Origin of the sequence: Campylobacter sp. JMF_06 NA1, from assembly GCF_027737785.1 — a bacterium.
Lineage (GTDB): Bacteria > Campylobacterota > Campylobacteria > Campylobacterales > Campylobacteraceae > Campylobacter_B.
Genome location: NZ_JAOVUA010000004.1, coordinates 60,405 through 80,109, shown reverse-complemented (window position 1 = coordinate 80,109; position 19,705 = coordinate 60,405). Strand labels below are relative to the sequence as shown.

At 40.1% G+C, this 19,705-nt stretch carries 18 protein-coding genes and 1 tRNA gene; 6 read left to right on the top strand and 13 right to left on the bottom strand.

The genetic code is table 11. From position 1 onward, the window contains the following. The first annotated feature begins 152 nt into the window (after positions 1-152). Positions 153-611, top strand: coding sequence for a hypothetical protein (locus tag OFO07_RS05595; RefSeq protein WP_270871245.1), 459 nt, complete (start codon positions 153-155; stop codon positions 609-611). A gap of 7 nt (positions 612-618) precedes the next feature. Here the strand turns inward: OFO07_RS05595 and OFO07_RS05590 are convergent, their stop codons facing one another. Then, positions 619-957 carry a hypothetical protein gene (locus OFO07_RS05590; protein WP_270871244.1) on the bottom strand — a complete coding sequence of 113 codons (339 nt, stop codon included), beginning with the start codon at positions 955-957 and terminating at the stop codon, positions 619-621. Between the two features lie 225 nt (positions 958-1,182). Here OFO07_RS05590 and OFO07_RS05585 point away from each other — a divergent pair, with 225 nt between their 5' ends. Beyond that, positions 1,183-1,959, top strand: a complete 777-nt coding sequence (locus OFO07_RS05585; RefSeq protein ID WP_270871243.1) for an NYN domain-containing protein — start codon at positions 1,183-1,185, stop codon at positions 1,957-1,959. A gap of 20 nt (positions 1,960-1,979) precedes the next feature. On the opposite strand, the gene OFO07_RS05580 is transcribed toward OFO07_RS05585, so the two are convergent. The 6 genes from OFO07_RS05580 to mnmG all read right to left on the bottom strand — a co-directional run bounded on the left by OFO07_RS05580 (position 1,980) and on the right by mnmG (position 8,908). Continuing rightward, positions 1,980-2,822, bottom strand: coding sequence for a polyphenol oxidase family protein (locus OFO07_RS05580; RefSeq protein WP_270871242.1), 843 nt, complete (start codon positions 2,820-2,822; stop codon positions 1,980-1,982). Next, positions 2,786-3,409 (bottom strand): riboflavin synthase, encoded by a 624-nt coding sequence (locus OFO07_RS05575; RefSeq protein ID WP_270871241.1) that lies wholly within the window; start codon positions 3,407-3,409, stop codon positions 2,786-2,788. Before OFO07_RS05575 ends, OFO07_RS05580 begins: the two co-directional genes overlap by 37 nt. Before the next feature lie 54 nt (positions 3,410-3,463). Then, entirely contained in the window at positions 3,464-4,438 is a 975-nt protein-coding gene (bioB, locus tag OFO07_RS05570) for a biotin synthase BioB (RefSeq protein WP_270871240.1), read from the bottom strand. A 103-nt stretch (positions 4,439-4,541) separates the two neighbouring features. Continuing rightward, positions 4,542-4,865 (bottom strand): c-type cytochrome, encoded by a 324-nt coding sequence (locus OFO07_RS05565; RefSeq protein ID WP_270871239.1) that lies wholly within the window; start codon positions 4,863-4,865, stop codon positions 4,542-4,544. Between the two features lie 108 nt (positions 4,866-4,973). After that, positions 4,974-6,536: a cyclic peptide export ABC transporter gene (locus OFO07_RS05560; RefSeq protein ID WP_270871238.1), complete on the bottom strand. Its 1,563-nt coding sequence runs from the start codon at positions 6,534-6,536 to the stop codon at positions 4,974-4,976. Between the two features lie 500 nt (positions 6,537-7,036). After that, positions 7,037-8,908, bottom strand: a complete 1,872-nt coding sequence (gene mnmG, locus OFO07_RS05555) for a tRNA uridine-5-carboxymethylaminomethyl(34) synthesis enzyme MnmG (protein ID WP_270871237.1) — start codon at positions 8,906-8,908, stop codon at positions 7,037-7,039. 91 nt (positions 8,909-8,999) lie between these two features. Between mnmG and OFO07_RS05550 the strand changes: the two genes are divergently transcribed. The 4 genes from OFO07_RS05550 (at position 9,000) to OFO07_RS05535 (ending at position 13,542) form a co-directional block, all read left to right on the top strand. Continuing rightward, a complete protein-coding gene (locus OFO07_RS05550) occupies positions 9,000-9,485 on the top strand; it encodes a YbaK/EbsC family protein (protein WP_270871236.1) in 486 nt (161 codons plus the stop codon). A 262-nt stretch (positions 9,486-9,747) separates the two neighbouring features. Further along, a complete protein-coding gene (gene purB, locus OFO07_RS05545; protein WP_270871235.1) occupies positions 9,748-11,103 on the top strand; it encodes an adenylosuccinate lyase in 1,356 nt (451 codons plus the stop codon). A 17-nt stretch (positions 11,104-11,120) separates the two neighbouring features. Beyond that, complete coding sequence (locus OFO07_RS05540) at positions 11,121-12,524, top strand: anion permease (RefSeq protein ID WP_270871234.1); 1,404 nt, start codon at positions 11,121-11,123, stop codon at positions 12,522-12,524. A gap of 52 nt (positions 12,525-12,576) precedes the next feature. Further along, complete coding sequence (locus tag OFO07_RS05535; RefSeq protein WP_270871233.1) at positions 12,577-13,542, top strand: helix-turn-helix transcriptional regulator; 966 nt, start codon at positions 12,577-12,579, stop codon at positions 13,540-13,542. Positions 13,543-13,550: 8 nt separating this feature from the next. On the opposite strand, the gene OFO07_RS07875 is transcribed toward OFO07_RS05535, so the two are convergent. The 6 genes from OFO07_RS07875 to OFO07_RS05510 form a co-directional block, all read right to left on the bottom strand. Then, a complete protein-coding gene (locus tag OFO07_RS07875; RefSeq protein ID WP_442867876.1) occupies positions 13,551-13,655 on the bottom strand; it encodes a winged helix-turn-helix transcriptional regulator in 105 nt (34 codons plus the stop codon). Between the two features lie 153 nt (positions 13,656-13,808). Then, positions 13,809-15,206 (bottom strand): carbon starvation CstA family protein, encoded by a 1,398-nt coding sequence (locus OFO07_RS05530; RefSeq protein WP_270859151.1) that lies wholly within the window; start codon positions 15,204-15,206, stop codon positions 13,809-13,811. 619 nt (positions 15,207-15,825) lie between these two features. Beyond that, positions 15,826-15,900, bottom strand: a tRNA-Glu gene (locus tag OFO07_RS05525). A gap of 265 nt (positions 15,901-16,165) precedes the next feature. Continuing rightward, the gene (locus tag OFO07_RS05520; RefSeq protein ID WP_270871232.1) at positions 16,166-16,840 is read right to left on the bottom strand and encodes a methionine ABC transporter permease; all 675 of its coding nucleotides are present in this window, start codon (positions 16,838-16,840) and stop codon (positions 16,166-16,168) included. A 15-nt stretch (positions 16,841-16,855) separates the two neighbouring features. After that, on the bottom strand, positions 16,856-18,700 hold the full coding sequence (locus OFO07_RS05515; RefSeq protein ID WP_270871231.1) for a menaquinone biosynthesis decarboxylase: 1,845 nt from the start codon (positions 18,698-18,700) through the stop codon (positions 16,856-16,858). A gap of 15 nt (positions 18,701-18,715) precedes the next feature. Continuing rightward, positions 18,716-19,705 carry a hypothetical protein gene (locus OFO07_RS05510; protein ID WP_270862374.1) on the bottom strand — a complete coding sequence of 330 codons (990 nt, stop codon included), beginning with the start codon at positions 19,703-19,705 and terminating at the stop codon, positions 18,716-18,718.

Here is a 19,705-nt window from a genome sequence, read left to right as displayed (position 1 = left end):
AACTCGTAAGCACAAAAAATCGTCGGCATAAGTAGTCCAAATTCACATGTTGTAAAAAAATCATAGAATTACCAAAAAAATAATTAACATTAAATTTTTATATTTAATTTAGATATAATTATTCTATTTAATAATAAATTCAAGGAAGACTTATGTCAAATTTACAAGAAATTGAAATTGGTGAAATTTGGAAATATATGGTTTCAAATATTGAAGAACCACCAAATTTTTGCCATTTAGTAGAAAATGCTGCCAAAGAGCTAAATATTGAAATCATAAAAGGCAAGATTAATATTCATCAGGCAAATCAAATTTATGAATTCTTATCACAAAATAATGAAATATCAACTTTAACAAACGATAAAGATACTAACTTTATACCTAAATTTATTTTAATTATACTTTTATCTTTTGGCGGATACCAATACGGCAGATATAATGTAGAAAAAGAATTTGCTTTTATCGATGAGTGTATAGGTGGCGATAGAAGCGATGAACAAATTAGAAAATGTATCAATGGATACAATGAAAAAATAGAGAAAATGAGAAAGCAAATAAAAACTGCTGATTGTATTAAAACTCAAAATTCAAAACAATGTTTGTTGAAATAATGCTATTTTATTGACCTAATTTTATTGCTTCTTCGATTTCATCGGAAGTTAAATGTTCTTTATGAAATTTATCATCTACTAATGGCTTATAACTTTTGTGTTTTTTATATTCTGATTGTTCTTGTAAAAAATTAAACATTTCTTTTAATCTTTTTGTATCCAACTTTGTTGGATTTTTACCTTTTTGTATTCTTTGAAATATTTTTTTACAATTTTCTATGGTTATATCATCGCTGTTATATCCATTAGCCACAACAAATTTTTTAAAAAATTCGTTGTTACTTTTGTAAATTTTTTTAATTTCATTTTTTAATTTTTCCAACATTTCTTGATTTTCTGTCGCCATTTGTCCCTACTTTCTATCATATAATTTCGTCAAAGCTATAAGAAATTATAGCAAATTTTAAAGAAAGGAGAATGTAAAAAATGGCAAAAGGTAATTCAAATCCAAATTACCCTTCAACCACTGGCAAACCAAGTGGTGGCGGTCGTGGCAATACACCGAAAGGGAAATAAGTCGTAAGCCCTAGCAATAGGGCTTACCTACAAATTAATTTACAAAAGATATAAAATGACAAATGAACTTCAAAATATACAAGATAAAATTTTAGAAAACGGGAATTTTCAAATCATACCGTTTATGAACGAGATGATAAATATGGTTGATAACGCTAGAAATAAGGTAGCAGTTTTGATAGACGCCGACAATATTCCGGCATCAGCCGTAGAAAAAATATTACTTGAAGCAAAAAAATTTGGTGAAGTAGTGATACAAAGAGCCTATGGTGATTTTATAAAACTTAATTCTTGGAGAGAAGTATCAAAAAACAATGCTATCAATATAATTCAAACCCCCGAATACATAAAAAAGAAGAATACAGCAGATGGCGTTATGATTATAGATGCTATGAAAATTTGTTTTCAAAATAAAATAGATTGTTTTTGTATATGTTCTAGCGATAGTGATTTTACGCATTTAGCCATAACAGTTAAAGAGCTTGGAAAAAAAGTATATGGTTTTGGCAATCAAACTACCAATAAATCACTAATTGCAACATATAATCAATTTATATACATAGAAACACTAGATAATACTTTAAACACTATAAAAATATTATCAAAGAAAGAAAAAGAAATTTTAAAAAAAATTTACGAACAATCAGATAAAGAATTTTTACCAGCAAGCACTCTAAGTCAAAAATTACAAAAATTTCTACCAGATTTTAATCCTAAAAATTATGGCTGTTGTAAATTTGGAGATTTTGTCAAAAAGCATAAGGATATTCTTGAATATGAAAATAGAACGAGTGATTTATATGTAAAATTAAAATCTATAAAACAAAATTAGTATAATTTAGGTTATTTAACCTAAATTATAATAACAAACCCGCAGAAACGCCCTGTTACGCCGTCTCGGCGATATGAGTAAAGCGAATTTTCGCAATGAGTGCAAAATTTGCTAAATGCGAATTTTTTTATGCCAAGCTCAGCAAATTCAGCCTTTAAAGCCAAATTCATATCAAATTTATCGCCACGCTTAAAGGCGTTAAATTCGCCCAAATCCATTTCGCCCACTTCGTAGCACTCGCCCCTGATATTTGCACCCACAATCACGCTTAAATCGCAAATTTTCGTGCCGTAACACTCGCTCATTTTAATGGCTGTTTTGGTTACGATTTTTTGCGTAATCCCGGCTCTACCAGCGTGTGCCACGCCCACTGCGCCGCTTTTTTCATCTAGTAGCAAAACAGGCGAACAATCCGCCACCATAACGCACAAACAAACGCCCTTTAAATTCGTAACCAAAGCATCGCACTCTGGGAAAATTTTCACAAATTCGCCTTGCGTTTTTTCGCCAAAATCTCTAAATTCGCCAAATTCAAAAAATTTATCAAATTTCGCTCCAAATTCAGCCATAAATTTCTCATCAACAACGCAAATTTTATCGCTATGAATTTGGTTCATAAAAATCAAATTTCGTAACTCTAAACCCAGCAAATTTGCCAGTTTAAAACGATTTTTTAGCACATTTTCAAATTCATCGCCCACATGAAAAGCAAGGTTAAATTTGCCAAATTTACCCAAATTTTCGCCGTTCAAATTTTTCGGCGCAGTATCCTTAAAAATTGCGTTAGCTAAACCAAATTTATCTGTAAAGCCGAATTTAAAGGCATTTAGTAAAGGCTTGAAATCAAATTCACCTGATCCCACGACAAACTCTCTTTTTTCTCGCCCACAAAGCCCAAAATTCGCGCTGCGTATCTTGCGAGCAAATCGGTTTCTACATTTACCTTTCGCCCCGTTTTAAACTCGCCAAATAGCGTATCTTTCATAGTTTGGGGGATTATGGTTAGGCGAATTCCGCTAGATAAAACTTCGTTTATGGTAAGGCTCACGCCGTCAATCGCCACGGAGCCTTTGTTTGCGACAAATGGCATTAAATTTTTTGGCAAATTTATAAAAAAATCAAATCCGCTTTTTAGCTTATTTATTTTTGTGATTTCGCCCACGCCGTCGATGTGCCCTTGCACCAAATGCCCGTCAATGCGATCTCCAAGCCGCATAGCAGGTTCGATATGCACCCTGCCTCTGAAATTTTGCGTGGCGATAAGTGCGGCGGTTTCGCTTGAAATCTCCACGACAAAGCCGTCAGCTAAAATTTGCGTTACGCTCAAACACGCGCCGTTTATAGCGATACTATCGCCGATACGCTCAGGGCGAAATTTGGCGCGAATTCGAAGCGAATTTCCGCTAAAACTAACGACTTCGGCGATTTCTCTGATTAGTCCGTTAAACATTTTTTCTCCAAAATTTTTGCGAAATTTTACAAAAAACAGCTTAAATTCGCAAATTTATATCCTAAATCCAAGCGCAGAAACAAGCGCCATATCGCCACTTATGCTATCTCCGGTGGTGGTAAGAAAATCCCCCGTAATCGCCGAATTTACGCCGGAATTTAGCGCTTTTTCGATACTCTTACCTAGCTTTATGCGTCCGCCTGCAAAACGCAGATAAACGCGTGGTAAAATAAATCGATACACGGCGATAGAGCGTAAAATTTCTTCTTCGCTAAGCGGAGCGCAGTTTTGAAGCGGAGTGCCTGAAATCGGCATTAAAATGTTTATCGGCACAGAGCTTACGCCAAGTTCTCGCAACTCAAACGCCATATCTATGCGGTCTTCCACGCTCTCGCCAAGCCCAAAAATCCCGCCGCTACACACATCAAGCCCGACAGCGTGGCAGTTTTTGATAGTTTGCACTCTATCATCATAGGTGTGCGTGGTGCAAATTCGCGGATAAAACCTGCGCGAAGTCTCTAAATTATGATGATAAGTTTTCACGCCACTATCTTTGAGCTTTTGCAAGGCTTGCACGCTTGCAAGCCCAAACGACGCGCAAAGGTGCAAATTCGTCTGCTCTCTTAGCGCACGATAAATTTGCTCGATTTTTGGCATATCTTTGTCATTTTCGCTTATCCCACGACCGCTAGCAACGAGCGAAAAGCGATGAACTTTTGCCTTTTCGTTTTTCTGTGCCATTTGCAAAACGGGCGCCATGTCCAAAAGCGAGTAAGTTTCACAACCTGTTTTAAAATGCGCAGACTGGGCGCAATATTTGCAATCTTCCGAGCATTTGCCAGAACGCGCATTTATAATCGAGCAAAAATTAAACTCATCGCCACAGCAAATTTGCCTAATCTCGTTTGCCGTGTTCAAAAGTGCGTCCAAATCGCTAGTTTTGGCTAAATTTAACGCTTCATTTTTGCTTAAACACTCACCGGCGATAGCCTTGTTTTTCATCTCGTTTATAAAATTTAAATCGCTCATAAAAGCTCCAAATTTCGAAATTTCAAGGATTATAAATTTGATTAAATTAAAAAAGCCTGACGCGAGGGGGACGCGCCAGGCTAGAATTGATTAAAAAGGGGGATTATTTTTTGCTTTCGATGAAATCAGCCAATGCTGCGATTGACTCGTCATCTAGTGTTGCGACTTGGCCTTTCATTACGCCAGCCATGCCATATTTGCCCTTACCGCCGTCGCCGACAGTGCCTTCTTTGTAGCCTTTGACACTAGCGACAATATCGTCTTTTGCAAGTGTGTTTAGCGCTGGAACTTTACCGCCTAGGTAAGGTTTGTCAGCGTTTGCGCCGTGGCATGCTGCGCATTTTTTGAATAGCGCCTCTCCGTCAGCAGCAAAAGCACTTGAACTAATTGCCGCTAATGCAGCACATGCGATGAAAACTTTTTTCATTTTCGATCCTTTCAGTTAAATTGCGTGTGAAGTATAATCTAAATTTTGTAAATTAAAATTAAATTTTTATCAAAGAAAAATTAATCCGACAAAATTTAAACCAAAATTTCAGCGAATTTGCGAAATTTCGCCCCCGCTCATTTTATAAATTTTATCTGCCACACCGAAATATTTATCATCGTGGCTTATCGCAAATATCGTGTATCCGCGCTCTTTGAGCCTTGGGATTATGCACTCGTAAAAGTGCGCGCGAAAGTGCGGGTCTTGATCTGCTGCCCACTCATCAAGCATGATAAATTTGCGCCCCTCGCTTAGCGCAGCCGCGAGTGCTAGGCGTTTGCGCTGACCTGCGGAGAGATTTGTGGTGCTAAATTTGCCCCCTTCGATACTGACCTTTTGCGAAATTTCCATGATTTCGAGCCACTCGCGCGCAGTGTTTTCATCGCCCACGATATAATCAAACAGATAAAAATCGCTAAAAACCGCGCTTATATTATTGCTATATGAACGCAAATCATCTGCACTTACTGCCTTATTATCGACGCAAATTTCGCCACTTTGTGCGCCATAAAGCCCAGATAAAATCATAAACAGCGTCGATTTGCCGCTGCCGTTTTCGCCGACTAAAAACACGACCTCGCCTGAATTTATGGCTAAATTTAGGTTTTTCACGCCAAATTTGCCGTTTTTATATGTGAAATTTACATTTTTTAATTCGAGTTTTTCCCACGGGGCTAAATTTTTTATTTCAAATCCCGCCACATGCGGATCTAGCCCTAATTCCTCGATTTTTTGGTAAGCGATTTTGGCGCGCAAAATGCTTGGGAAAGAGAAAACGAGCATCATTAATGGCGCGCGCAAAAATAATATCGTAAGTGCGATTGTTACGGCATTTGCGAGGGCCTGAGCGCCACCATTTAGCCCCCAAAACAGCACCACGCCCACAGCTCCTAGCATCATCACGCTCATAAAATTCCCCGCAAATGCCTGATAAACCTGCGCTTTTAGCGAGGTTTGGCGCAGATTGTTTGCGTTTGGGATAAACTCGTTTTCGTAAAGATAGCGCGCTTTTTTTATGTTTAGCGAAAGCTCCTTGTGCCCCTCAATCGCCTTAGAATAGTTCTTGTAAAGCTCGTCCTCGTTTTTGCGGTAAGCGTCGAAATTTTGCATTACTTTGCGCATGATTAGCTGGTTTAAAATCATCAGCGCGCCGATCCACACGAACAAAAACAAAAACATTTTCGGCGAAATGTAAATCGTATAAATTCCAGCGAACACGACCGTCATACCGCCCTGGATTAGCTCGCTAATGCGCATAAATCCATCAGTCAAGCGCGAAATATCAGAACTCAGCGACGCCAGCAAATTCGCCTTAGAAGCGGCCTCAATGCGCTCAAATTTCGTATCGATTATCTGCTTGATGACCTTTGAGCGCAGGTTGAAGACGAAGTTATTCTCAATCACGCAAAGCACGGCGCGCGAAGCGACTGATAGAGCCAAAAACAGCACCAAAAGCCCAAAAAACATAAAAATTAGCGAGGTCGTTTTCTCGCCCTCACCTAGCAAATATTTGTTGATAAACGCCAAAATCGCGATTCCAGCGCCACTATAAACGGCATTAAAGATAATCATTAGCAAAATTTGCTTGCCAAAACCTTTGTAATGTTTCAAAATTTTGTCCTTAAATTTGTTTAATTGCGGAATTTAAGCACAAAAAATTTTATAAATTTTAAATTTGGCAAATTTGAAATTTTAAAATTTGGCATTTCGCTAGCGCAACCCCCAAACACTGCCCCGAAATTTACTAGCAATGACAATGGTAGGCAAATTTGTTAAATCTGTCATTGCGAGCTTTCGCAGAAAGCGAAGCAATCTACGACTTTAAAATTCCTTACGCTAAATTTTGCTGTCATTGCGAGCGAGTGTAACGAGCGAAGCAATCCAGTAAAATTAAATTCAAAATTCAACCTAAATTTAGCATTGAATTATTTTTTAAATTTTAGGCAAAATTTTGCTTTTCTCGTAAGGGGGAGGGCGCGCTTTTTAGGAGACGCTACCCTCCCCCTTACCAACCCCCACCCCTGTAAAACCTTAGAAGTGGCTAAATTTAGAAAAACTTCGTTTTTCTAAATTTAGCTGATTTTATTTTTACGGAAATGCTTCGCATTTCCTTATTTTTTCCCACGCATTTTGATATAAATGTGCAAAATATCAATCGCGGCAGGTGTTACACCTGAAATCTCACTTGCAGCAAACAGCGTCGGCGGGGCAAATTTTTCTAGCTTTTCAACCACTTCATTGCTAAGCCCGCTAACCGCGCGAAAATCGAAGTCCTCAGGGATTTTCACGCTTAGCATATCCTTCATTTTATCGATACTGGCGCGCTGTTCGGCAATGTAGTGTTTATATTTGCACTCGACTAAAATTTGCTCCAAACTCTCATTGCAAAATCCCGCAAAAATCGGATCAAGTGATTTTAATTTCTCTTTTGTAAAGCTCTTTCTGGCTACGATTTTTTGCAAGCTTACATTTTGGCTTATCGGCTCTTCGCCAAGTTCTGCTAAAAACGCCAAATTTGCCTTGTTTGGCGTGAGTTCTTTGACCTCTAAAAGCTCCACACCAGCCCTCGTCTCGCCCTCAATCTTGCAAATTTTGCTATAAATTTCATCATCAATCAGCCCTATTTCGTGGCCATATTTGCCAAGGCGCAAAATCGCGTTATCCTCGCGCAAAAGTAGCCTAAACTCGGCGCGCGAAGTAAACATTCTGTATGGCTCTTTCGTGCCTTTGGTGACCAAATCATCAATCAGCACGCCGATGTAGGCCTCATCACGGCGCAAGATTAGCGGCTCTTTACCGCGCACGGCAAGGCCTGCGTTAATACCCGCCATAAGCCCCTGTGCCCCAGCCTCCTCATAACCTGTGGTGCCATTAATCTGTCCGCCAAGATACAGCCCCGAGACCTTTTTGCACTCCAAAGAGTGTTTGAGCTCAGTTGGATCGACATAGTCGTATTCGATAGCGTATCCTGGGCGCACGATTTTGGCGTTTTCAAAGCCCTTAATCGAGCGGATAAAGCCCACTTGCACATCGTAAGGCAGCGAAGTTGAAAGTCCATTGACATAATACTCGCTAGCCTGCGCAGTCTGGGGCTCGACGAAGACATGGTGGCGCTCTCTATCTGGGAATTCGTAAATTTTGGTTTCTATGCTAGGGCAATACCTTGGCCCCGTGCTTGAAATTTGCCCAGTAAACATCGGCGCGCGGGCGAAATTTGAGCTGATTATCTCGTGGGTTTTTTCGTTTGTATAGGCGATGTAGCATGGAAGCTGATTTGGCGCGAAATTTTCGGTGCGGAAGCTAAATGGCTTTGGATTTTCATCGCCGTCTTGGCGTTCTAAGACGCTAAAATCAATTGTTTTTGCGTCGATTCTAGGGCAGGTGCCGGTTTTGAGCCTGCCCATTTTTAGGCCGAAAGATTTGAGCGAATTTGAGAGATTTTTCGATGGCAATTCGCCAACGCGCCCCGCTTCTATGGTGCTTTCGCCCACATGCACAAGGCCGTTTAAAAATGTGCCAGTGGTGATGACGACCTTTTTGGCGGTGTATTCGTTGCCAAGGTGGGTTTTCACGCCTCGCACGATGATTTCATCACCACGATTTTCGCTTAAAATTTCGGTTGCGATCTCTTGCGTGAGCTCCAAATTTGGCGTGTTTAAAAGCAAATTTCGCATATAAATGCGGTATTTATCCATATCGATTTGCGCGCGCGAACCACGCACAGCCGGGCCTTTGCTCTCGTTTAGTATGCGGAATTGAATACCGCACTCATCGGTGGTGCGCCCCATTTGACCCCCAAGAGCGTCGAGTTCTTTGACCAAATGCCCCTTAGCTAGGCCTCCGATTGCAGGATTACAGCTTGCAGCGCCTAATTGCTCAACTAAAATCGTAATCAAAAGTGTGCGCACGCCCATTTTCGCGCTTGCTAGCGCAGCCTCGATTCCAGCGTGTCCGCCGCCTATAACTATCACATCATAATTCATATTTTTCCTTTAAAATTTTGCGTGCGATAGTATCAAAAACTCTATGAAATTTTGGTAAAATTGAGCTTTTAAAATTTAAAAAGGATTGAAAATGAGCGAGAAAATTTTTAATAAAATCGTTGAAATTTTAGAGGCTAATGGAGCAAAATTTCGCGTCGTAACTCACGATAGTGTAGGCACTAGCGCAGAGGTTGCCAAAGCAAGAGGCACCGAGCTTGGTCAGGGTGCAAAAGCTCTGATTTGCACCTTAAAAGGTGGCGGAGAAAAAATCTATGCCCTAGCCGTGCTTCCAGCCGATATGCAAGTGGATTTGAGCGCGCTAGCAAGGGCGTTCGAGCGAAATCGCGCTTCGCTAGTATCGCCAGCAGAGGGTTTGGAGCTAAGTGATTGCGTTTTTGGCTCTGTGCCGCCGTTTAGCTTCCACGAAAAGCTAGTTTTAGTCTGCGACCCTGCGCTTTTTGAGCGATATGACGAAATCGCATTTAACGCAGGCTTGCTCGATCACTCGGTGATTTTAGACGCGAAAGATTACCAAAAAATCGCAAATCCAAAGCTGGTAAAATTCGCTAAAATTTAGCCAAATCAAAATTTGGCTTTTTTTAAATTTAAATGGACGAATTTTGACACTATTTTTAAAATTATTCCCTAAATTTGGGCTTAAATTTAAATAAATCAAATTTAGCCAAATTTCAGAAAATTCCCAAAACAGCGCACTTTTTAAATCAAAATTTCACTAACCCAAATTTTTTAAAATCCAAACGGACAATTTCTGACATTTTTATTCAGTAAAATTTTGTCAAGAAAATTAGAAAAACAAATTTCTTTTTAAGGAGTGCAAAATGGCATCAGGTGTTGTAGATAGTAGAGTTTTTAGAGTTATGTTCGTCAGCGAAGAGATGAGAAAGATTTTCAGCGACGAAAACAAAGCGCAAAAATGGCTAGATACCGAAGCTGCTCTTGCAAGAGCGCAAGCAAAACTAGGCATTATCGAGCCAAGACGCGCCGAGCAAATCACAAAATTTGCCAAAGCCGAGCTTTTAGATTTAGATGCGATAGGTGAAAACTACAAAAGCTCTATCACAATCGTTCCTTTGCTAAAAGAATTTAAAAAAGTCTTTGATGATGATAGTGGCGAATTTGTGCATTGGGGTGCGACAAGCCAAGACATCATGGATAATGGTATGGTTTTGCAAATCAAAGAAGCCTTACCGCTCATCAAAAAACTTTTGGAAAAAACCTACAAAGAGGCATTGAGAATTTCAGCCGAGCACAAAAACACAGTTATGGCTGGTAGAACGCATGTAATACACGCTTTGCCTATCACATTTGGTTTTAAAACTGCAATGTGGGCGCAAGAAATTCGCAGAAGCCTTGATAGATTAAACGAAATCGAGCCAAGAGTTTTGGTAGGACAGCTAAGTGGCGCAGTTGGTACTATGGCGAGCCAAGAGGGCAAAGGCTTAGAAATGCAAAAACTTATGATGGAAGATTTAGGACTTAATATCCCGGTTATTTCATGGCACCCAAGCAGAGATCATATGGCTGAATATGTCTCAACTCTTGCGATAATCTCAGGAACAATCGGCAGAATTGCAAGAGAAATTCTAAGCTTGCAACGCACTGAAATTTGCGAGGTTGAAGAGCCGTTTTTCATGGGAAAAGTAGGAAGCTCTACTATGCCACATAAACGAAATCCGCAAGTTTGCGAAGGCGTAATCGCTCTAACTAAAATTGTCCGCGCACAAGCTCCTTTAATGGTAGAGGCTATGGAGTGCGAAAACGAGCGCGACTGGGGTTGCGAGGCGGTCGAGTGGGACGCAATTCCAAAAAGCTCTATTTTAATCGCAGGTGCGCTTGAAAAAATCAACGACATTTTAGAAAATTTACTTGTTTATCCACAAAATATGAAAAGAAATCTTAATGCACTAAAAGGCGCAATGCTAAGCGAAGCCGTAATGCTACACCTAGGCGAAAAGCTTGGTCGTTTAACTGCGCACGAAATCGTTTATGAAGTTTGTATGAAAGCCTTCACAGACGGCAAACCAGTAATCGACGATCTTTTAGAACGCGAAGAGGTTAGTAAATATTTCACAAGAGCAGATTTAGAAGAAATCATGCAGCCTGAAAAATATGTCGGATTGAGTGCTACTTTTGTAGATAGAGTTATCGAAGATAGTAAAAAATACTTCGGATAAATTTAAAAGGATAAGCTATGAATAAGCTTACAAAAGGAATTCTAGTCGTTATTATAGGGCTTCTTATATGGTTTTGTCCGCATCCTGAGGCTGTGAGTGATCAAGCATGGCATCTTTTCGCCATAGTTTTTGCGACGATTTTAGGTCTTATCTTGCAACCGCTTCCAATCGGAGCGGTTGCCTTTATCGGTGTTACGATTACGATTTTAACTAAAACGATGAAACCAGCAGAAGCATTGGCTGGTTTTGGGAATTCGACTATTTGGTTGATCGTAAGCGCGTATATGATAGCGCGCGGATTTATCAAAACAGGGCTTGGTAGGCGCATTGCTTATAAAATCATCTCGCTTTTGGGAGATAGCACCTTAAAGCTAGGTTACTCCATCGTCATAAGTGATGCGGTTATCAGCCCTGCTATGCCAAGTAGCGGTGCTAGGGCTGGTGGAATTTTATTTCCTATCGTAAATTCGTTAGCTAAGGCGTTAGGTTCTGAGCCTGATGAAGGAAGCAGAAAAAAGGCAGGAGCATATTTTATGCAAACGCTTTGGCAAGGAAACACCATTACAAATGGTATGTTTCTAACCTCTATGGCAGGAAACCCGCTAATTGCAAGCTTAGCGTTAAGCTCATTTGGTGTGGAGATTAGCTGGACATTGTGGGCGCTTGGTGCGATTGTTCCTGCGATTTGTTCGCTTATAATAATCCCCTTTGTGCTTTATAAAATTTATCCGCCTGAAATAAAGGCGTTTCCGCAAGGCAAGGAAATCGCAAAAGCTGAACTTGCAAAAATCGGACCTATGCAAAAAAGTGAAAAATGTATGCTAGGCGTTTTTATCGGCTCATTGCTTTTATGGGCAACCGGCACCCTAACAGGCATAAATGCGACCAATGTCGGCATGATAGCGGTTTGTGTTATGGTTGCTTTAAAAATTTTAGAGTGGAACGATGTCATCGGCGAAAAAGGCGCATGGGATACGCTAATGTGGATGGGTGCGCTAATCGCACTTGCAGGCGGTTTAAATAAACTTGGCTTTATCAAGTGGTTTTCAGACACCGTCGCAGGCGGTATGGGCGATATAAACTGGATTTTGATAATGGGAATTTTGCTTTTAATCTATGTTTATTCGCACTATTTATTTGCTAGTTTAACTGCGCACATTACTGCGATGTATGCGGCTTTTGGTGCAGTTGCTATCGCAGCGGGAGCTCCTAGCGTTTTCGTAGCACTCGTGTTTGCTTATGCAAGTAACCTTATGATGCCAATCACCCACTACGGCGGTGCTCCTGGACCGATAATCTTTGGTGCAGGTTACAACACCCAAAACGAGTGGTGGAGGCTAGGCTTTATCACAACGCTGATAAATCTGTTTATTTGGACGATTATAGGCGGAATTTGGTGGAAAGTTCTAGGTTTATGGTAAAATAAAAGAGCGGATTTTTCCGCTCTTTTTGATTTTTAAATTTGGATTTTTCATGGCAAATAAAAAAGTTTTTGAAATTTTGGAATTGCTTAAAGATTTCGTTAGCGGAAAAGAGATAATCATCGAGGATTATGCCCTACAAACAGGCATTTCAACCCGCACAGCCAGAAGATATGTAAAAGATCTGCGAGAGATTTTTGGCGAAGAATTTATCGCAAAACTCGCCAAAGGAAGCTATATCTGCAAAAATACAGAATTTTTCAAAACCTTTATCAGTCCCAACAAATACCAAAACGAAAGCGAAAAACTCATCGATTTACTCCATATCATAAATCCCGGATTTAGTAAATTTTTGCCACAAGCGCACAAAAAAGTCGATGAAAAACTAGAAAAAGAGCTAAGCGAAATTTTTTTAATAAAAGGCTCACCGCACGAAAAAACGCCGAATTTAGATATTTTTGCCAAACTTCAACAAGCGATTAAATTTAAAAAATATACAAATTTAAAATACGATAATGAAATTTTAAAAAATGTAAAAATTTTAAAGCTTATTTATTCAAAGGGAAATTGGTCTGTCGCAACGCTCAGGGATTGCGATAAAAACAGCGGTTTCGAGGTTTTAAGAGTAAATTTTATAGATGAGATTAGGTTGCTTAAAAACACTTTTTATACCGACAAATACACAGAAAATTTTATACAAAATTTAGAAACATTTTTTGACGGATACAGAGCCGAGCCCTTTGTGGTGCGAGTGGCTATCTCGCCAAAAGTGGTTAAATTTTTCGAGAAAAAGACATTTTTCGCTTCGCAAAAAATCACCGATGAAATTTTAGAAAATTTATGGCGAGTGGTCGAATTTACCATAAGTAGCGATGATATGCTAATGCCACTAGCAAGGCGTTGGTTTCCTGATTTTGTGATACTTTCGCCGAAATCAACAAGGGATAAATTTGATAAAATGATTATGGATTATCTAAAATTTGGGAAAAATTTAGATAGGCTAAATTTGCAAATTTAGCCTAAATTTCACTCTCCACTCATTTGCGTTTGCGCCCAGAGATAGAGCGATTCAAGCGCTGGGATTAGCGTTTTACCACGACTTACGAGAGTGTATTCGACGGTGGGTGGTATGGTAGGATACTATTTAGCTATAAAAACGCTCAAATTTTAATGCAAAGCTTCGATTTGGCAGATTTTACTCGCGCGGTGGAACAAATTTTAAAAAATGGATAAAATTTAAAATTTTAAAATTTAAAAAAGGGGCAAAATTTGCCCCTTTATTGATTATTCTTCGCTAACTTTTTTGAGTCTGAAAAATAGTAGCAAGATAACGATAGTGCCGATGATACCAGCCGCTGTCGCGATAGTCATAGGCATGTTAAAGCCGATTTTCGCATTTACAAGGTAAGCGATTACGACATTTGACATAAAGATTGCTGGGATCAAAGTAACCCAGAAGAATTTACCTCTGCGGTATAGGTAGGCTGATGCTGCCCATAGCATGATAGTCGCAGTTGTTTGGTTCGCCCAACCAAAATATCTCCAAATGATACCAAAGTCGATTTGAGATAGACCGATACCGATAGCAAATAACGGAACGGCAATGAAAAGTCGTTTTACGATATCTCTTTGTGGCATTTTGAAAAAATCGGCGATAATCAAACGAGCCGCACGGAACGCAGTATCACCAGATGTGATAGGCAAAATAACGACACCAAGAACCGCAATGATACCACCAACAGGTCCAAGAAGTGTTTTTGAGATCTCATGGACTACTTGTGCTGGGTTACCAGCTGCTGCAAGAGCCTCTCTGGTCTCATAGAAGCTTAGACCAAGTGTGCACCAAATAAGACCAATAATACCCTCACCAATCATTGCGCCGTAGAAAACCATTCTACCTGATTTTTCGTTTTGGATACATCTAGCCATAAGCGGTGATTGTGTAGCGTGGAAGCCTGAAAGCGCACCACAACTAATAGTAACGAAAAGCAATGGCCATAGCGGAAGGTCTTTTGGATCCATATTTACGAAGAAATTTAGACCCTCTGGATAGAAGCTTCTGCCACTAACGATAAATCCGACAGTAAGACCAACTGACATGAAAATCAGCAAAGCACCGAATATCGGATAAAATCTACCGATGATTTTATCGATTGAAAATAGTGTCGCGATAAAGTAGTAAGCAAAAATGATGATTACCCAAATACCAGCTTCCATACCTGTAATGCCTTTAAGAAGGCCAGCAGGACCAGTTGTGAAAACAACACCAACGAGCACGAGCAATACAAGAGCGAAAATATTCATGAAGTGTTTCGCCCAGTTTCCTAACTGCACACCTACGACGGTAGGGATAGAAGCACCGTTTGCGCGCACGCTTAGCATACCAGAAAAGTAGTCATGCACAGCACCTGCTACAATCGTTCCGATGACGATCCATAGCATAGCCACAGGACCATAAAGCGCACCCATAATCGGACCAAATACAGGTCCAAGACCGGCGATGTTTAGGATTTGGATCAGATAGATTTTCCAATCTGACATTTTGACATAATCCACGCCATCGGCCATGTCATGCACAGGAGTTTTGCGCTCAGCACTGGCACCAAAAACACTTTCTACGAATTTTCCGTATGTAAAAAACGCTCCAATCAGAAGCGCTACACAAAAGAAAAACCAAAGCATTTTTGCCTCCTCAAAAAAGAATTCAAAACAAAAAAAATTGTTTGTAAAATTGTATATAATGTTACATAAATTTAATTTGAATTTATCTAGCATTTACAAATAATATTGCTTAAAATTTGGAAAAAATGTGATTTTTATGTGATTTTTGTTTAATTTTGTTAATGGGTGAATTTGAAATGATTTCAACACAACCATAGCCCATACTCTACTTCTTAAAATTTTTACTATTTTTAAAATTTAATAGAATTATTATTCCCATAAACAAACCAATAAAAATACAAAATATTCCAATAGGAAAAAACAGCGAAAAAATCATTATCCAAAAATAGTTACTCAATTTAGAATTTAGTTGCAACACATAATCTCTCACTCCAAATGGCTCCTGTGCAACCCATGCCATAAAATAAATATTTAGTAGCATATAACCAAGGGACTAGACTAGCATTATTATACCATAATGCTAGTCTAGTCCCTTTAAAAAATTAAACTTACGCAACTAGTAAATTTAAATTTGTAAATTAACAAAATGATTATAATATAAAAGCAAAAAGAACAAGTGCATGAATATCATTGTTTAGGAACTAATCATAAATATGAAGAAATGATTAAAAATTAAAACTGGTGACCCATAGGAGACTCGAACTCCTGTTACCGGCGTGAGAGGCCAGTGTCCTAACCGCTAGACGAATGGGCCACAAAAAATAAGAAATATGATTTTACCCAAAGGATTATAAATTTAAGATAAAATTGAAAGCAAATTTGCGCTAAATTTCAAATTTTAAGTTAAATAGCTAAAATTTAAATCAAATTTTGAAATTTGACGCGAAAATAAACAGTCCGCCAAAACAGCGTCTGAAAACAGCGAAAATTTCTCTCAAATCAACCTAAATTTGCGCACAAATTCAAATTCACAAATTCAAATTCACTCAAATTCTACAAGCAAACTTAACGCAATTTCCCTATTTTTTCGTGATTTTATATAGCAAATTTCCCACGCTTTGGATAATCTGCACGACTACTATCAAAATCACGACCGTATAAGCCATAATATCAGGGCGAAAACGCTGAAATCCATACCTAATCGCCACATCACCTAGTCCACCGCCGCCGACCGTGCCAGCCATAGCCGTAAATCCGATAATCACAATCAAAGTAAGCGTAATCGCGTTTATTATCGCAGGCAGTGCCTCGATAAACATCACGCGGAAGATTATCTGCGACTTACTCGCCCCGAAGCTCTTCGCAGCCTCAATTACGCCGGGATCGACCTCGACTAGCGCACTTTCGATTAGACGCGCGATAAATGGCGCAGAGCCGATTGTTAGAGGCACAATCGCCGCCGTGGTGCCGATACTCGTGCCTACGAGCATTTTCGTAAATGGAAACAGCACGATTAGCAGGATAATAAACGGGAAACTTCGCAAGATATTCACCACGATATCAAGCACCGCGTATAGCGAGCGGTTTTCGTATAGCCCGCCAGCGCGCGTGAGCACCAGCACGATAGCTAGCACGCTACCTAGCAAAAACGCCAAAAATGTCGATACGAAGGTCATATACAGCGTATCTCGCGTCGCTTCTAACAAAAGCGAAGTAATCTGTGAATTAAAAAATCCCTGTATGCTCTCAAACATTTCCAATCTCCAAATTTAAACTATCTCAAATTTATGCCAAAACTCTTCGTCGCGCTCGATAAGCCCCCTAGCTACCAGAGTTTCTAGCACTTCGCGCGAACACAGCGTTTCGCCCGGCCACTGCCTATCATACCCGTCCTGCGCGCCCTTGCTAGTAGCGTCGATTCCGATATGCTCGCCGTTTATAAAAACATCGCGCAGAGCGTCGATATTATTCACCACGCGCCAAAGGCTCATATACAGGTTGTTTGGGTCGTTTTTCTCATCTGTGAAAATCAAAATTTTAAAATTCGCCCCAGCTTCCTTGCAAAGCAGTTCAAAGGTCTCCCTCACACTCGAAGATTTTTTCAAATTCACAAGCACAAAGGGATTTTTGCACTCGGTAAAGTGCTGTGCTAGGGAGACTACATCTTTTTTGATATTATGAAAGCTCTCCAACAAATCCTCATCGCTAAGCACCTGTGGCGCAGGACTCGCGCTAGACTGCGAAACATCGATACCAAGCTTGCCGCCAAAGCACGCATTTGGGCTAGCGTGATCTAGCTGGTCGCACACACCCTCGCTAAATGTGAGCGATTTAGGCGAAATTCTATCAAGGATAAATTTTGCTAGCGCCCTGTAATCGCCCAAATTTGGCGCATCTTCACCCACAAAAATCGCGTGTTTTACGAAGCTCATCTGCCCCACGCCCCAAAATGCGTGCATTAACTGCTGTGCGTGTGCTGGGTAGCGAGAGCTAAATTTAGCCAAAATCAGGTTATGGAAAACCCCATTTTCAGGCATACGATAATCAATCAAATCAGGCGCGCTCGTGCGAAAAAGTGGCAAGAAAATGCGCTCCGTGGCGTATCCCATAAATTTATCTTCTAGTGGCGGTTTGCCCACGACCGTGGCGGCAAAAATCGGATTTGTCTTGTGCGTGATAGCCTCCACTCTCATCACCGGAAACGGCAAAATCGGCGTATAAAAGCCCGTATGATCACCAAATGGCCCCTCATCGCACATCTCGCCAGGCTCGACGAAACCCTCTATCACGAAATCCGCGTCATGCGGGACATAAATATCGTTTGTGATAGATTTGACTAGGCAGGCTGGCTCTTTGCGGATAAAACCATAGAGTAAAAGCTCGAAAACGCCCTTTGGCAGGGGCGCTTGACCGCACCAGATATACAGCGGATCGCCACCGATCGCCACTGATACTGGCATTTTGCGCCCAGCGCGCGCGTATTCGTGGTAGAGATGCGCGCCGTCCTTGTGAATTTGCCAGTGCATGCCAAGGTGGTTTTTATCATAGACTTGCAAGCGATACATGCCCAAATTTTGGGTATCGCCGTTTAAATCTTTCGTATAAACCTGCCCCATAGTAATAAACGCTCCGCCGTCGTTTTTCCAAGTTTTTAGGATAGGAAGCGAGCCCAAATCGACATCCGCACCAGTATGCACGACCTGCTGACACTCGCCCCGCACTTTTTTTCTTTTTGTAAAAACCTTGCGAAGCGATACTAAATACGAGAGAAAATCTATTTTTTCTTTAAAATTCTTTGGTTTTTTTGGCTTTAAAAGTGCTTCGATTTCGCCTGCGATCTCCTCTACTTCACGGCCTAAAATCAAATTTAGCGCCTCAAAACTCCCAAAAACATTTGTCAGCACCGGCGCAAATTTCGCCCCAGCTGAATTTGTCGGGTTCAAAAAAAGCAGAGCTTGCGAATTTGGCTTTTTCACCTCGATATAGCTAATGTGAGCGATTTCTAAATCGATATCGCAAGGCTCAGCGATAATGCGCAAAAGCCCAGCCTTATGGAGTTTGTGAATCCAAGGATTGCTCGTTATGAGATTTTCTATATTTTCTACACTTTTCATTCACGCCTCCTAAATTTAAAAAAACAGATTTTTCTCGCGCGGTTTTTGGCTCAAAAAACTCACTATATCGGCGCGGTTGCCGTAAATCAGGGCATAGTGAAACTCTGGGATTGTTTTTAGGATTTCTAGTTTTGAAAATCTAAAATCGATTGCGGTTTCGCCAAACTCATCGTCCCAGCTCGCACAAATTAAAATTTTATCCCTAAATTTAGCCCGCAAATACTGCGCCGCGCGCACAAAAAGCTCTTTATCGCTTTCGATGATAAAGGCGCGATAACTCTCGCCAAAAGGGGTGATATTTAAAAATTTATCCACGAAAATCGGCTCAAAATGGCTTAGAGCGCTGAAATTTTGAAGTCTAAATTCGATATTTTTGCGCCCCAAAAATTTCAAAATTCCACACAAATCTGGCAGGAAAATTTGCGGAAAAACTAAATTTGAATAATAAATTTCATCATAAATAAAACTCGAATAAAATATCGACCCACTGTAAGTTTCGCTTAAATTTTCATCTTTTTCGATTTTTTGATAGCTAATCTCTAAAAGCTGCAAAAACTCCCTATTTTTGGTGAAATAAATGTGCTTTTGCTCATGGCTGATTAGATGAATAAAAAGCTCGTGAAGCGTGTTTGGGGCAAAAATCAGGTTTTTTGGCACGCTGATGAAGCGCAAAATCGAGGCTTGGATTTCATCAATTAGCACGAATTGATGACGCCAAATATCGCCTAAAAATTTAATCATTCTAAGCAAGGCGACATTTAAATTTTCGACCTTGATAAAGGCGACCTCGTCGTTGCTAACCTTAAAATCACTATCAAAAATCACAGCATAAGCGCCGTTTGCAATAGCCGTCTCGACATCTTTTGCGCTCGCATTTACCGCTATGAAGGCTGCTTTTTTGTGAATTTTATGCGCACAAATAGAAAAACTCTCCACCGCCGAAACACTCGGGCGGTTTAGCATTTTTCCATTTACAATGCGGACTAGATTGGCTAAATTTGTCAT